17 protein-coding genes are annotated in these 13,412 nt (G+C 34.9%); 9 read left to right on the top strand and 8 right to left on the bottom strand.

Features of this window, described 5'->3' with window-relative positions; genetic code table 11:
* Positions 1-207 precede the first annotated feature (207 nt).
* The gene (rocF, locus tag GKP30_RS06070) at positions 208-1,116 is read left to right on the top strand and encodes an arginase (protein ID WP_216828526.1); all 909 of its coding nucleotides are present in this window, start codon (positions 208-210) and stop codon (positions 1,114-1,116) included.
* 42 nt (positions 1,117-1,158) lie between these two features.
* Positions 1,159-2,547: a YjiH family protein gene (locus GKP30_RS06075; protein ID WP_407928588.1), complete on the top strand. Its 1,389-nt coding sequence runs from the start codon at positions 1,159-1,161 to the stop codon at positions 2,545-2,547.
* 183 nt (positions 2,548-2,730) lie between these two features.
* Here GKP30_RS06075 and GKP30_RS06080 read toward each other — a convergent pair whose 3' ends face one another.
* On the bottom strand, positions 2,731-2,928 hold the full coding sequence (locus tag GKP30_RS06080; RefSeq protein WP_216828527.1) for a cold-shock protein: 198 nt from the start codon (positions 2,926-2,928) through the stop codon (positions 2,731-2,733).
* Positions 2,929-3,328: 400 nt separating this feature from the next.
* Here GKP30_RS06080 and GKP30_RS06085 point away from each other — a divergent pair, with 400 nt between their 5' ends.
* From GKP30_RS06085 to GKP30_RS06100, 4 genes are all read left to right on the top strand, one after another.
* Entirely contained in the window at positions 3,329-3,490 is a 162-nt protein-coding gene (locus GKP30_RS06085; RefSeq protein WP_216828528.1) for a hypothetical protein, read from the top strand.
* 275 nt (positions 3,491-3,765) lie between these two features.
* Positions 3,766-4,548 carry an enoyl-CoA hydratase/isomerase family protein gene (locus GKP30_RS06090; protein WP_216828529.1) on the top strand — a complete coding sequence of 261 codons (783 nt, stop codon included), beginning with the start codon at positions 3,766-3,768 and terminating at the stop codon, positions 4,546-4,548.
* A 438-nt stretch (positions 4,549-4,986) separates the two neighbouring features.
* Positions 4,987-6,120: a zinc-dependent alcohol dehydrogenase gene (locus GKP30_RS06095; RefSeq protein WP_216828530.1), complete on the top strand. Its 1,134-nt coding sequence runs from the start codon at positions 4,987-4,989 to the stop codon at positions 6,118-6,120.
* Between the two features lie 233 nt (positions 6,121-6,353).
* A complete protein-coding gene (locus GKP30_RS06100) occupies positions 6,354-6,788 on the top strand; it encodes a PaaI family thioesterase (RefSeq protein WP_216828531.1) in 435 nt (144 codons plus the stop codon).
* Between the two features lie 64 nt (positions 6,789-6,852).
* On the opposite strand, the gene GKP30_RS06105 is transcribed toward GKP30_RS06100, so the two are convergent.
* On the bottom strand, positions 6,853-7,188 hold the full coding sequence (locus tag GKP30_RS06105) for a hypothetical protein (protein ID WP_216828532.1): 336 nt from the start codon (positions 7,186-7,188) through the stop codon (positions 6,853-6,855).
* A 198-nt stretch (positions 7,189-7,386) separates the two neighbouring features.
* Positions 7,387-7,590 carry a hypothetical protein gene (locus GKP30_RS06110; protein ID WP_216828533.1) on the bottom strand — a complete coding sequence of 68 codons (204 nt, stop codon included), beginning with the start codon at positions 7,588-7,590 and terminating at the stop codon, positions 7,387-7,389.
* Positions 7,591-7,770: 180 nt separating this feature from the next.
* Between GKP30_RS06110 and GKP30_RS06115 the strand changes: the two genes are divergently transcribed.
* The gene (locus tag GKP30_RS06115; RefSeq protein WP_216828534.1) at positions 7,771-9,036 is read left to right on the top strand and encodes a hemolysin family protein; all 1,266 of its coding nucleotides are present in this window, start codon (positions 7,771-7,773) and stop codon (positions 9,034-9,036) included.
* A gap of 227 nt (positions 9,037-9,263) precedes the next feature.
* Here GKP30_RS06115 and GKP30_RS06120 read toward each other — a convergent pair whose 3' ends face one another.
* From GKP30_RS06120 to GKP30_RS06130, 3 genes are read right to left on the bottom strand one after another with little or no spacing between them, the layout of a single operon-like run.
* Positions 9,264-9,692, bottom strand: a complete 429-nt coding sequence (locus GKP30_RS06120; RefSeq protein WP_216828535.1) for a ferritin-like domain-containing protein — start codon at positions 9,690-9,692, stop codon at positions 9,264-9,266.
* 36 nt (positions 9,693-9,728) lie between these two features.
* Positions 9,729-10,187, bottom strand: a complete 459-nt coding sequence (locus GKP30_RS06125) for a hypothetical protein (RefSeq protein ID WP_216828536.1) — start codon at positions 10,185-10,187, stop codon at positions 9,729-9,731.
* A 7-nt stretch (positions 10,188-10,194) separates the two neighbouring features.
* Complete coding sequence (locus GKP30_RS06130) at positions 10,195-10,971, bottom strand: hypothetical protein (RefSeq protein WP_216828537.1); 777 nt, start codon at positions 10,969-10,971, stop codon at positions 10,195-10,197.
* Positions 10,972-11,538: 567 nt separating this feature from the next.
* Between GKP30_RS06130 and GKP30_RS06135 the strand changes: the two genes are divergently transcribed.
* Entirely contained in the window at positions 11,539-11,886 is a 348-nt protein-coding gene (locus tag GKP30_RS06135) for a hypothetical protein (protein WP_216828538.1), read from the top strand.
* Positions 11,887-12,131: 245 nt separating this feature from the next.
* Here the strand turns inward: GKP30_RS06135 and GKP30_RS23410 are convergent, their stop codons facing one another.
* Positions 12,132-12,251, bottom strand: coding sequence for a DUF6254 family protein (locus GKP30_RS23410; RefSeq protein ID WP_236034932.1), 120 nt, complete (start codon positions 12,249-12,251; stop codon positions 12,132-12,134).
* Positions 12,252-12,495: 244 nt separating this feature from the next.
* Here GKP30_RS23410 and GKP30_RS06140 point away from each other — a divergent pair, with 244 nt between their 5' ends.
* Positions 12,496-13,029 carry a DUF3189 family protein gene (locus tag GKP30_RS06140; RefSeq protein WP_216828539.1) on the top strand — a complete coding sequence of 178 codons (534 nt, stop codon included), beginning with the start codon at positions 12,496-12,498 and terminating at the stop codon, positions 13,027-13,029.
* An 87-nt stretch (positions 13,030-13,116) separates the two neighbouring features.
* Here GKP30_RS06140 and GKP30_RS06145 read toward each other — a convergent pair whose 3' ends face one another.
* Positions 13,117-13,368 carry a hypothetical protein gene (locus tag GKP30_RS06145; protein ID WP_216828540.1) on the bottom strand — a complete coding sequence of 84 codons (252 nt, stop codon included), beginning with the start codon at positions 13,366-13,368 and terminating at the stop codon, positions 13,117-13,119.
* Between the last annotated feature and the right edge of the window lie 44 nt (positions 13,369-13,412).

The raw sequence follows: 13,412 nt of genomic DNA on the forward strand, positions 1-13,412 counted from the left end.
TTTTTGTGTTCTTCTGCAAAATTTCTTTGCTGTAAAACTGATCATAAATTTTGCAATGCGCAAAATTATACATTGATGTATATTATGTATAAACCAAAGTTTATTCTATATTCATAGTTTTATGCATAGTCTAAATATTAAATATAATTGGTATGGTTTTTGCAATATTTATTTTATGAGTCAAATGATTTGAGGGGTGAACAATTTATGAACACAACATTTAAAAAAGTATCTATTATCGGAGTACCAATGGATTTAGGACAGAAACGCCGTGGCGTTGATATGGGTCCGAGCGCATTAAGATATGCAGGATTAATAGAGGAAATTGAAGAGATTGGCTATGAAGTAAGAGATTATGGTGATCTACAAATAGACAGGTCTCGTGTGAAAGAAACTGTGCCAGTAAATTTAACGAATTTACATGAAGTCATAAGAGTGAGTGAAGAACTCCAAAGAGAAGTAGAGAAAATTCAGGAAGAAGGTAGTTTTCCACTTCTGTTAGGAGGCGACCATAGCATGAGTATCGGTTCAATTGCAGGGTTAAGTAAGCGCTATCAAAACCTCGGTGTCATTTGGTATGATGCACACGCTGACTTGAATACAGCGGAAACATCACCGTCTGGAAATATACACGGAATGCCACTAGCAGTGAATTTAGGAATTGGACACCCATCACTACTAAATATTGGCGGGTATTGTCCCAAAATTAAACCTGAAAATATTGTCATTATCGGTGCTCGTTCGATCGATGAAGGGGAGCGAGTACTTATTAAAGAAAAAGGAATAAAAGTATATACAATGCATGAAATCGATCGTCTTGGAATGACAAAAGTGATGGAAGAATCGATTGAATACTTAAGAGAAAGAACGGACGGGGTACATCTAAGTCTTGATTTAGACGGTATAGATCCTTCAGATGCACCTGGGGTCGGAACACCAGTTATTGGTGGTATATCTTACCGTGAAAGTCATCTCGCACTTGAAATGCTAGCAGAATCAAATCTAATTACATCAGCAGAATTTGTTGAGGTTAACCCTATTTTAGATATAAAAAATAAAACGGGTGATGTTGCGGTTGCATTAATTACTTCCCTTCTGGGCAAAAGACTATTATAATATTAATTCGACTTTATTTTTATACAATGGGAGGGACTAGTATTGACAACTAGTGACAATGAGATGCAAAACAAAAAAACGACAGCTAAACCCTCATTAACCGGTTACTTGCTCTTTGTAATACCGTCATTAATTGGTATATTTCTTTTTATGACGCCATTACAATTTGAAGAAGCAGGCATTACAATTCCAGTTGCATTTTTAGCTAATCAACTTGAAGGAATGTTAATAAATGTACTACCATCACTAGTAACATTGATATTGTTCTTTGTTGCAATTATAACTGGTTGGGTGAGCTTACTTAAGCCAAAAAACATTCTAAAGAACGAAATGATAAAAGCTTTATTCTATGTTCATCCTGCATGGTTTGTCATTCGTGTAATCGGATTTATTTTAGCGGTAATTACCCTATTCGAAATAGGTCCGCAATGGATTTGGTCAGAAGACACAGGGGGTTTACTTTTATTTGTCTTAATACCTTTGCTGTTTACGATCTTCCTTTTTGCAGGTCTTTTCTTACCACTTTTATTAAATTTCGGCCTATTAGAGTTTTTTGGGATTTTATTAAACAAAGTAATGCGGCCCGTCTTTACACTGCCAGGTCGCTCATCCATTGATTGTTTAGCATCATGGATGGGGGATGGGACAATTGGGGTTCTATTAACAAATAAGCAATACGAAGAAGGCTATTATACGAAGAGGGAAGCAGCAGTAATCGGAACTACATTTTCTGTCGTTTCAATTACGTTTAGTATTGTAATCTTAGCTTATATGGAATTAGAGTACTTATTTTTAGAATATTACTTCACAATTGCTCTCGCTGGCTTTATAGCTGCAGTCATTATTCCACGTATTCCACCATTATCTCGAAAGCCAGACTCCTATTACGTTCAAAATCAACGGCGTATTGATGATGGTCAATTAAAAGGTAAAAATATTTTTACGCTTGCTATACAGAAAGCAGTTGAACGGGCAACATCTAGTTCAAATAGTATTAATGCAAATGTAAAAGGCGGAGTTAAAAATGTTTTAGATATGTGGTTTGGCGTTCTTCCTGTCGTTATGGCATTTGGGACTATTGCTGTAATTATTGCAGAACATACGATGTTATTTGCGGTATTAGGTGCACCATTTGTTCCTCTTCTCAATTTAATGCAAGTTCCTGAAGCTGCTCAAGCAGCCCAAACGATGGTTATTGGTTTCGCTGATATGTTTTTACCAGCTGTTATTGGTAGTGGAATTGAAAGTGATTTTACTCGCTTTGTGATTGCTTGTGTATCTGTCACTCAACTCATTTATATGTCTGAAGTTGGTGGACTATTATTGGCTTCGAAACTACCTGTTAAATTTACCGACTTAGTCATTATTTTCTTTGAAAGAACTTTGATTACACTGCCTATTATTGTTTTAATAGCACATATCATTTTTTAATAGCTGAAAAAAGAGGAAGCTGAATTCATCGAAATGATGGTGAGTCAGCTTTTTTCTCTGAAAGCTATTGGATCGTTAATAAAGCCAAAGTTGGTTCTTCACGCTATAGCGAGAAGCTTAGAAAGCCTAAAGAACTTAGGGTAAAGAAAGGAAAAGGACCCCAGTATTGGAGTCCATTTTTGCTTATTTTTGAACATTAGCAGCTTGTGGTCCACGAGCGCCTTGTTCGATATCAAACGTTACAGTTTGACCTTCTTCTAATGACTTAAATCCATCACCTTGAATAGCTGAAAAGTGAACGAAAACATCATCGCCACCTTCAACTTCGATAAATCCAAAGCCTTTTTCTGCATTAAACCATTTTACTTTTCCTTCTGCCATGTGTAAATGCCTCCAGAGTGGTTATACCACGATAGAATTACTATTTTTGTCCAATAAAATTTTTGAAACGGAAGTACTTATATGTAAGTATTTGTTCTTATGTTTTATGGAGCAAAAATAATTGTTTTTATAATAGCAGGTTCAAGTAGTACAATGCAAGTTTCTTCCAAAGGAAATTTTTTACACTTTTTAAAATGAGAAAAACAAAATTATTATTCGACTTTATTAAAATACATTTCAAAATTTTTTTTGCCGTTTTACAGCATATTGTTAATATCCGTTGATGTTCAGCCCAACGGCTGGAATATTCAGTTCAAACGCCTTTCACTCACTAACGATAAAGGGAATTTTTGTTTATGATAATAAAGTATTTCATTAGAGGCAAAGAAGGTGGTGTCGTATGGATTATTTGCTTTTAGTAGTTGGATTAGAAGGTCCTGAAAAAGCAAGAAAGATTGCCCAGCCAATATTATTAAAAAAGTCAGGAAGAAAATTGGCTTGTACGTATAAGAGGGCAAACCATTGCGTGAATGACCTAGGAATACCAGAAAACGTATGTTAACCCTTTAGATTTATTAATAAGCGCTGTTCGTGTTAATTTTGGGCTCATTAAAGAAAGTTTTTCTGGAAGGTGTGGTGAAATGAACTTTTCATACGATGAGCCAAAATCAATGTATCATTAAATGCTTTAATACTACAGTCCTATCTGATAATAGATTTGCACCAAACACATAGGGAGATTTTTGTCGTAAAATAAATTTGTAAAATTCTTATTTTTGTATACAAAGTTTGTTAGAATGAAATGGTAATAATAAATAAAAATTGGGAGGAATACATATGGAGCGAGTAACCTTAACCATTGAAAACCATGTTGGTATTGTAACCTTAAACCGACCTGAAGCTGGAAATGCACTGGATTTACAAATGGCTAAAGAACTAATGGAAGTAGCAATTAGCTGTTCGGAGAATGAAGAAATTCGCGCTGTAGTTATAACAGGAGCAGGAAATAAGTTTTCAGTTGGTGGCGATTTAAAGAGCTTTGCCAAAGAAGGAGAAGCTATAGGTTCGCACCTGAAAACAGTTACCGCTTACTTACATCAAGCCATTTCTTATTTCGCCAGAATGAATAAGCCGTTTATTGGTGCTGTAAATGGTATTGCAGCAGGGGCAGGGATGAGTCTTGCTTGCGCATGTGACCTTGTTTACGCATCGGAAAACTCTAAATTTGTTATGGCTTACAATAAAATCGGACTAACACCTGATGGTTCGGGTAGTTACTTTTTACCTCGTATTGTCGGGATGAAACGCGCTTTAGAATTAATGTATACTAACCGTATTTTAAATGCTCAGGAAGCGAATGATTGGGGTATTGTTAATGATGTCGTTTCGGAAGTTGAACTAATGAATGTTGTCATTCAATTAGCAGAAAATCTAGCCCAAGGACCAATGAATGCTTTTGGAGCAACGAAAAAACTTTTCGCACATTCTTTACAAGAAACGCTTGAATCTCAAATGGCGATTGAATCAACATCACTTTCCGAGCGAGCAATCAGTCAGGAAGGTCAGGAAGGAATTAGTGCATTTTTGGAAAAACGCGAGGCAGAGTTCATAAAAAAATAACAAGGTACCAGTATTTAGAAGACCCCTTTTAGGAGGGGTCTTGTTTTTGTTTATTTAGTTCTTTGGCAGGAACTTAGAAACAATGTTTTAAACCCTAAGTTATTGTTTTTTTGATGTATGGGAGCATACCCGCCCCGCTTATTCGTAGTAATCACAGTGCATTCTTCTAAAAGTTTCCTCGCAAAGTCACGAAACAGATAGATCGAGGCTATTCGTAACCATGTTTTCCTAATGACTTTATAAACGGGCATTATCTTAAGAAACTTTCATAAATTATACACCCATCCTCTGATTTTTACACATCTTACTAGTTATAAAAGCAATATTTAAAAAGAAGAAATGGGCACACTAGCTATATATATTATGCTTGAGGGCTCAAAGCCTTAAATATGCCATCATTAATCATCAATAATTAATCAACCTGGATGGAGTGAAATTATGAAAGCTGTAACCTACCAAGGACCAAATAATGTTGTCGTTAAAAACGTGCCAGATGCCACATTAGAGAAAAAAGATGATATTATCGTTAGAATTACGTCAACCGCTATTTGTGGATCCGATCTGCATTTATATCAAGGAAATATGCCGTTACCTGATGGATATATTATTGGGCACGAACCGATGGGTATCGTAGAAGAAGTTGGACCAGAAGTTACGAAGGTGAAAAAAGGAGATCGTGTCGTTGTACCATTTAATGTTGCGTGTGGTCACTGTATTTACTGTGAACATGATTTGACGAGTCAATGTGATAATTCTAACCCTCATTATGATTCAGGAGGATATTTTGGGTACACTGAAAAGTTTGGAGATCACCCAGGAGGACAAGCCGAATTTTTAAAAGTTCCATTTGGAAACTTTACGCCATTCGTCATTCCAGAATCATGTGAATTAGAGGATGAATCACTTTTATTTTTATCGGATGTTTTACCTACAGCTTATTGGAGCGTTGATTATAGTGGGGTAAAAAAGGGGGATACCGTCATCGTTCTCGGCTGTGGGCCAGTAGGATTAATGACACAAAAATATGCATGGATGAAAGGAGCAAAAAGGGTAATTGCGATTGATTATTTAGATTACCGCTTAAACCATGCAAAAAAAATGAATAATGTTGAAGTTTTTGATTTCACAAAGTTTCCTGATATGGGTGAACATCTAAAAGAAATTACACAAGGTGGAGCGGATGTTGTTATCGATTGTGTAGGCATGGACGGTAAAAAGTCGCCACTTGAATTTATTGAACAAAAGCTGAAACTTCAAGGTGGAACTTTAGGCCCTATTCAAATAGCAACAAAAGCGGTAAGAAAAAATGGAACTGTACATCTAACAGGTGTATACGGGTCGAATTATAACCTTTTCCCGTTAGGTGCTTTTTTTGCTAGAAATATAACGTTAAAGATGGGACAAGCCCCAGTTATCCCTTATATGCCAATGCTATATGATCAAATTGTTAACGGTGAATATGATCCTAAGGAAATTATTACACATAAAGTTTCTCTAGATGACGCAAGCCAAGCATATAAAATATTTAACGACCATGAAGATGACTGTATTAAAGTTGTTTTAAAACCATAACCATGTAATAAAGAGACTGACCTTAAAGGAGTCTGTAATAGCATGTTGGGATTTTTATAACTTGCTGTTTGGGCTCACTAACAAAGGCAGTCTCTTTTTAAATCCTGCTTATTAACATTTGATATCAAAAATACTACAATTTTCGTTAAAAAGAAGGGTTTTTAACTATAAACATAGAAATTAAACGTTGGTTAAAAAATTAATGGAATAGACGAATTATTAGGGGGCAAACAATGAACAAAGACTATGTTTTACAACAAGCGGGAAATGCTGCAGAAAAAACGGAACTGGCACCAGAGAAAGCATTTTTATTTCAATTCTTTGACTTTAAATTTTCTTATGATGATGAGAAGAAGGAATGTACGATCGAATGTCCAGTAAGTGAAACGATGTTTAACCCCTTTGGTACTGTTCATGGAGGGATCTACACATATTTAGCAGATACAGCGATTGGGCATTTAAATTTTCGCTTTAAGGAAGATCCATACGTATCACTTGAATTAAAAACAACTCATATGAAAGCAATTACGAGCGGAAAATTAATTGCAAAAGCTCGTTATTCTAAAGATGGCTACAATGTGGTGTTTACAGAATGTGATATTTTTAATGAAGAAGGGGAACTGGTTAGCACTACTTCAGGAACATTTTACAGAGTGAAGAAACGTTAAGAAGTCAACGGGATAATGTTGACTTCTTAACGTATTTATTATTATCGTATGAATTTAAAAAAAGCTATTTGTTTTTCTGAAAAAGCTTAATAATACCATAACCAATTAATCCAGAAACGATGTAAATAAAAATATAAATGAGAGCTGATGAATTTAGATAGATAATAAGAATGACAATAAACGTAATGGTTGAAAAAAGAAGCGACACTACTAACGATCCCTTTCCCAATGCACAAGCGACACCTTGAAGAACAAATAAAATTGGGAATATTAGAAGTAAAGAAAGGATGAACAGTCCTTTTATATTAGCGGTTACTTCAGAAAATGAAAGTACGGATAACAGGATAATTAAAATAGATGGTAGGAAGGTGACAAAAATAGTCGTCGGGTTAGCTCTCATAACATTCTCCTCTTATTAAAATTAAATCACGGTGTATATACAAAGAGTATATTGTGAACTGTAAAATAATAGCAACTGTTATTTGTGTGACAATATTTTTCCGTTTAGCAGAGTCACCATTTGCATCTACATTTTAGTTTTCATTGCAACAAAATATATAAAAAAGCTAGGGAAACTCCCCAGCTTTAAGATAGGCAACTACTCCTCTTCAAAGTAATCACAAAATTCCTCAGATTGTTGTTTATTTTTTTCATTAAAATAAGGATTATCTTCAGTTACGTTTTTGGGGTCTAAGTTTGTTTTCATTACAAAAGTAGGACTATCCGTTGGTTCGGCAATCATACGATCCGATAACTTATCAAAATCAGGCATATTTTTGCTTCCTTGTTTTTCTTTATCCATTTAATATGACACCTCCTTCGTTTTAGGTTGCATTCTGTAGATAAAAAATATGTAATAGGGACATAACTGATCAAATGCTCATTTTATGAAGTTATCTCAATATTTATGTAAAAAACATTGCTAAAATTTCATTAGGTAATATATATTAGTAGTAATACATTTCAGGAGAGTGATGGAATTTTGGACAGTATACCCTATGACTCGATTATCTTATTAGGGGCATTGTTATTGTTATCTGGATATTTTTCTGCGTCAGAAACTGCAATTACGAGCGTAAATAAAGTAAGGCTGCGAAATCAAGCCGAACAAAACAATGTAAAAGCACAGCGTTCACTAAAAATAGCAGAAAATTTTGACCAAAGTTTATCAACGATTTTAATTGGTAACAACATCGTTAACATAGCGATGGCAACGATCGCAACGAAGATTGCAACGGATATGTTCGGTGGCAGTGGGAGTACGTTGCTTGTTACGACGATTGTTATTACCTTATTAGTTCTAGTGTTTGGTGAAATCTTACCGAAATCATTAGCTAAGCAATATGCAGAAAAATATTTACTTGCAATCTCTGCAACTTTAAGGGCAGTCATGAAAATCTTCTATCCAATTACATGGCTTTTTGTGCAGCTCAAATTAGGTATCAATAAACTTATGGGGGAAAGAGCAGATGAGCCAAGCGTGACTGAAGAGGATGTAAAGGCCTTAGTCGAAATTGGAGAAGAAGAAGGGACATTTCACACTCAAGAACGAGAACTTCTTCATAACGCAATTGAATTTGATGACATTGTAGTTAAGGATATTCTTACACCACGACCAGATGTGATTGCCGTTTCAATTGAAACACCCATTGATGACATTAAAGATGTGTTCATTAATGAAAAATATTCAAGAGTCCCTGTTTATAATGGTTCAATTGATAATATTATCGGTATCATTTCTCATCGTGACTTTTTTACAAAATACGTGCAAGAAGGTTCATTTACGTTAGATGAGATTATTCGTAAACCACACTTCGTTATTGGTTCGGTTAAAATCTCAAATCTACTCAAGGAGTTACAAAAGAGTAAAGTACATTTAGCGATCGTCCTCGATGAATACGGCGGAACAGCTGGTATTATTTCGATAGAGGATATTCTAGAAGAAATTGTTGGTGAGATCTGGGATGAACATGATGAAAACGAACAATTGATTGAGGTTCTTGAAGATGGTAAACTACGATTAGACGGTCGCATTACGGTTGAGGAATTTTGTGAGTCTGCTAATATAACTCTACCAGAAACAAGTTCAAACACACTTGGTGGCTGGATTTCAGATACGCTAGGGTACCTTCCAAAAAAAGGAGAGACGATGGTGTACGAAAATATCCAAATTTATATTGAGGAAGTCCGTAATCGTCGAATACAAAAAGCAACGGTCGAAATTAATTCTGAAGTTCAAACGGCATAATTTATATACCGAGATATCATGAATGAAGAAGAAGCAGAGTATAACCTTTTTAGGGCTCTGCTTCTTGTTTTGTCACGTAACAGGTACGTCAACTGTTTCGTTCATAAAATTAAAGTTCGGATCATAAACGATGGTATTTGGATTATAAATTGACTAGTTCGGATCATTTTTTTATTTTTAGGATCGTATTTGACTACATATGACCATCAAAAGTGCTCACAAACCAACTAATGCAGTAAACCTCTTAAAAAATCAACATGTCTACGGTCTTCATCAAAGATTTGTTCAATAAGCTGATAGCTTTCAGGGTCTAAATCGCCTCGAACAATTTTTTCTGACATACCTATTCCATAATCACTTTCTCCTTTAATAGCAGACTCTATAATGTCTGCAGTGTTTTCAGGTAATGTAAACTGACTCATAAATCCTTGGATTGAACCTACTATCCCCTCATCATCTACAGGTGTACCTCCAAGGTTTTGAATGCGATCTGCCACTTGCATTGCATGCTGTTTATGATTTTGTTGGATTTTTTGAAAGTGTTTTTTCACTTGCGCATCGTCTAGTCTTTCTATTAAATGCTCATAGGCGTGAATACCCATGTATTGTCCCTGCAAAAATTCATTAAGTGTATCAATGACATTGTTATTGTTCATGTTATATACTCCTTTTAGTAGTTATCAATTTTTCATTCATTTTACTTGGGCTACCCCTAGAGCGAGGTTGGACCAAAGAATATCTTCAACTATATGACTTTGAAAGGGTTCACATTCAACAATAAGTACGACTTCAGTCGATGGTGTATTGATTTTTTTGCGTTTTTTAGTACGGCTCTTTGTAAAAAAATAATCAATAATAAAACCCAATATCGCTCCTACTGCAAAGCCAATTAATCCCCAAATAATTGGCCCCCAATATAAAACAAACCCAAAACTTGCGCCTAAGACAGAAAACGCTGTTCCTAGAGCTGCAGATACATCAAACAAACTTAACCCGTCTGAACGATGAATACTATCAAAAAATTTTCGTTCTTCTCGTCGTTTGTCAAAGGGGATAGCTAAAATTTTTTCCTTTGCTATTCCATTTTGCTCTAAATTAGTAATCGCTATTTCTAATGAAGCCGATTGTTCAAATGAGGATACAACTAGCATATAGTTATCACCTTTGTTCCAAATGTAACTGCAATGTTTGATAATCTTTTTTTAAGTATTCTGACTGCTCCATTTTGTATAACTTGTTGTACTCAACCGCTAAAGCATAAGCCTCGTAAATTGCAAATCCATAGAGAGACGGCATAAACAATGCCCATTGCGGGTTAAGAACAGCAGTAGCCAATGCAAATTCGCCTATTAATGTAAGATGAAGAGAAGGAAGTATGTTAGAAAAATATGTACATAACATCCAACAAAATAATAGAAAGAACCCAGTGGGCATTCTCTTTAAGTATAAATGTCCCATTCCTGGCATTAGTATAGACCACACCATAGCTAGCCACGGCTGACGCCTATCTAAAAAATTTAATCCCATCGGACCGAGATTAAACGGGGTAATGGGAGCCTTTTCCTTGTTTGCTAATACGCAAAGCTTGTTAATATCAATCGTCTTCCGATAGCTATCCCATATCGAAGCAATGTACACAGGTATATAAAGTAAAACCCATCTCGTATCGATAACTTCTTTCGCCAATTCAAATTGTCTAGTAAAAGAATAGACCATTCCTTCATTAATGTGAGAATTAACGTTGACGACAAATTCCCAAATAAAAAGAATAAACCCTTTAATATACGCACCGTGCATCAAGTGCCCCATACCAGGAAAAGCTGCAGACCACCATAAAGGTACCCACGGATTTTTCGGGTGAATTACATTCGTATTAAATGAACTAACGTATGCACGATAATAACGAGCATGTTGTGTAGAGGAGCGATTATCCATGTTTTTTCCTTCTTTTTGTTTATTTTATTCACTTTGAATATATTGAATTTCATCACTTTGAGAGTAATCAGGCCAGATGGGCAAATTAATTTGTCCCATCTGGCTAAAAAACGTTCTAATAGCAGAAAGTAACAATCCTTTAGAAAAGAGTTTTTTTTATAGACTTTGTTAATTCGATTTTATCTATTCATTAAATTGTAGCAGGACAGATTAAGATGATTTCCTCTTGGCTTTAACATATCTTATTCGAATAGAGAATAGAATCTCTTAACTAGGCTTTTGACCTAAAAAGCAAAAGGGGGGTGTCGGGCATTTAAAAAGATAGAATCATTAGACTTTATAGATGAAACAGATGAGGGTATACGTAATAAGTATAAAATTGAGAAGCACCACATTATTGAGGCATTAACAGGTATTCGAGCAACAATTAACTGGTTAGAAACTTCAATTTACAAAAACGTTATTGAAGATGTAACCTTTTATATTTCCGATGCCCCCATCAACTATCCTGGCCAATTAGAAATCGATGATGAAGGAGACTTCAAACCTGTTATTTATATGAACATCATGGCGATTGCTGAAGATTTTAAGAATAAAGAATATCTATTAGATATGAAAAAAGCGGACGTGTCTTGTTATCAATATGCTGCTTTTATTTGTCTTCATGAAGTGGGACACCTTTGTCACGGGTTGCTTGGAGGAAAAGGACGAGACAAACGAGATCGTTTGTTTGACTACTTTAATCGAGGAGAATATTTTTACGATCGATTTATTGCAGAAATGAAATACGGCCACACGTATAAAGAAAAGAAAAAATATCGAAATATCCCTCATGAAAAAGCTGCGGACCAGTTTGCTTTTCATAATCTAAATATTATGTTAGCAGACTATAATAAACAGAAGAAGATAAAATGACTGTAACGGAAAAAAATAGTACGTTTTTAATTTTTCAATGCAGACGCTATTATGTGTCTGTTTTTTATTTAGCACTAGTCTAAAGGCTGTTATCGTAAAATTTGTTGCAATTGGACCGTCTTTTTTTGCAAAAAGTATAACATGCTTATGTTTCGTTAACGGTCCAATTTTAACCAGCCATTGTCGGTGCTGTTTTGATTGTTGATTTAAGGCTCAACAATATAACAAACAGCAATGGATTTCAACTACTCTTTAGGCGGTGTTTCAGCTGCCAATTGTTTTAAGGATTTTATTTTACCATGCGGATTTTGTGCTTCTTTACGCTTTCTAAATTGGCGATCTTCTTGACTTTTTGATTGAGACATTTGTTTCCCCACCTTTACAATAGTTTTTATTGAGTTTCGATTATTATTTTTACCGATTCCCTTTATCCACTATGCATTTTAGTAAGTAGTTCATTCTGGCAAAATATAATCTAATTTCTAATTTTATTTTTATTCCTAAAGTATAATTCTGTTAGAACTAAGGCATTTTACAAAGTATATAAAAATTATTTGTTCAGATAGATGACATTCGATCGTTTACTTTTACAGCAAGGGGGAGCTTGTGTTGCTTTATATTTATAATTGCTTTGCTGGAACACACTCTTCGGCATTAGCTGCTGCATACCATCTAGATAAGCTGCCGAAAGATCGAGAACCAACGAAAGATGAAATATTAGAGATTGATATTTTCAATAAATTAACACCAGGAGATTTCGGTAGGTTTATTTATCATGGGAAAGATGAAAACGGACATAAAGTTTATACAGTAGGGAGGGGAAAGTCAACAGCTGTAATTCCAGCTCTTCATTCCTTCATTTCTTTACTGCAGGACGATGGCAAAGACATAGATCGAATAGTTTTTTCTAATTGTTCCCCAACCGTTCCAGTTGCAATGACTTTTGGCGGTTTGTTTTCAAGACGGTTCGGCATTGATTTTATCGGCGTTCCACTACTAATAAAGGGAGCAAAGCAAGCACATCGTACGGTTATTCAATTAGTTGAACATACAAAAGCGATTGCTACAACAACAGACAACCATATTGAAATCTTAGAAAACGAAAAATTTAAAGTAAGTACAATTAAACCAGATGTTAAATAAAGCTGACACTAAGGTTATTCTTAGTGTCAGCTTTTTGGATTTTTCATTTTCTGTAGTAAATTACTTACTTACAAGTAAGAAGTTTTATTATCTAACAATTGCTCTGCTATGTTGCTTTGCGACCGAAATTTCATAATATGTTTGGTCATCTTCGTAAATTCGGTCGATCATAATCAAAACATCTTCAAAAGCTTTAGAATAGTTTTCTGTATCATTTCGAGTCATATAATTAATCATACTTTCAATTTCCTTATTTATCTTTTTGTCTATTTCTTCTTCTGATAATCGTTTGCTGCGATCGCATTCGTCAAATCCTTCGGGGTATTTTGGTATGTCCATGTTTGGATCCTCCAATCCTTTACTCATTGTAGTTAAGCTACATT

Source organism: Alkalihalobacterium elongatum (genome assembly GCF_019024285.1).
Lineage (GTDB): Bacteria > Bacillota > Bacilli > Bacillales > Bacillaceae_F > Alkalihalobacterium > Alkalihalobacterium elongatum.

Bases quoted from the DNA above. Each gene is read 5' to 3' on its own strand.
- rocF (WP_216828526.1), top strand. From the start codon at position 208: ATGAACACAACATTTAAAAAAGTATCTATTATCGGAGTACCAATGGAT.
- GKP30_RS06080 (WP_216828527.1), bottom strand. From the start codon at position 2,928: ATGGCAGAAGGAAAAGTAAAATGGTTTAATGCAGAAAAAGGCTTTGGA.
- GKP30_RS06085 (WP_216828528.1), top strand. From the start codon at position 3,329: ATGGATTATTTGCTTTTAGTAGTTGGATTAGAAGGTCCTGAAAAAGCA.
- GKP30_RS06090 (WP_216828529.1), top strand. From the start codon at position 3,766: ATGGAGCGAGTAACCTTAACCATTGAAAACCATGTTGGTATTGTAACC.
- GKP30_RS06095 (WP_216828530.1), top strand. From the start codon at position 4,987: ATGAAAGCTGTAACCTACCAAGGACCAAATAATGTTGTCGTTAAAAAC.
- GKP30_RS06100 (WP_216828531.1), top strand. From the start codon at position 6,354: ATGAACAAAGACTATGTTTTACAACAAGCGGGAAATGCTGCAGAAAAA.
- GKP30_RS06105 (WP_216828532.1), bottom strand. From the start codon at position 7,188: ATGAGAGCTAACCCGACGACTATTTTTGTCACCTTCCTACCATCTATT.
- GKP30_RS06110 (WP_216828533.1), bottom strand. From the start codon at position 7,590: ATGGATAAAGAAAAACAAGGAAGCAAAAATATGCCTGATTTTGATAAG.
- GKP30_RS06120 (WP_216828535.1), bottom strand. From the start codon at position 9,692: ATGAACAATAACAATGTCATTGATACACTTAATGAATTTTTGCAGGGA.
- GKP30_RS06125 (WP_216828536.1), bottom strand. From the start codon at position 10,187: ATGCTAGTTGTATCCTCATTTGAACAATCGGCTTCATTAGAAATAGCG.
- GKP30_RS06130 (WP_216828537.1), bottom strand. From the start codon at position 10,971: ATGGATAATCGCTCCTCTACACAACATGCTCGTTATTATCGTGCATAC.
- GKP30_RS06135 (WP_216828538.1), top strand. From the start codon at position 11,539: ATGGCGATTGCTGAAGATTTTAAGAATAAAGAATATCTATTAGATATG.
- GKP30_RS23410 (WP_236034932.1), bottom strand. From the start codon at position 12,251: ATGTCTCAATCAAAAAGTCAAGAAGATCGCCAATTTAGAAAGCGTAAA.
- GKP30_RS06145 (WP_216828540.1), bottom strand. From the start codon at position 13,368: ATGGACATACCAAAATACCCCGAAGGATTTGACGAATGCGATCGCAGC.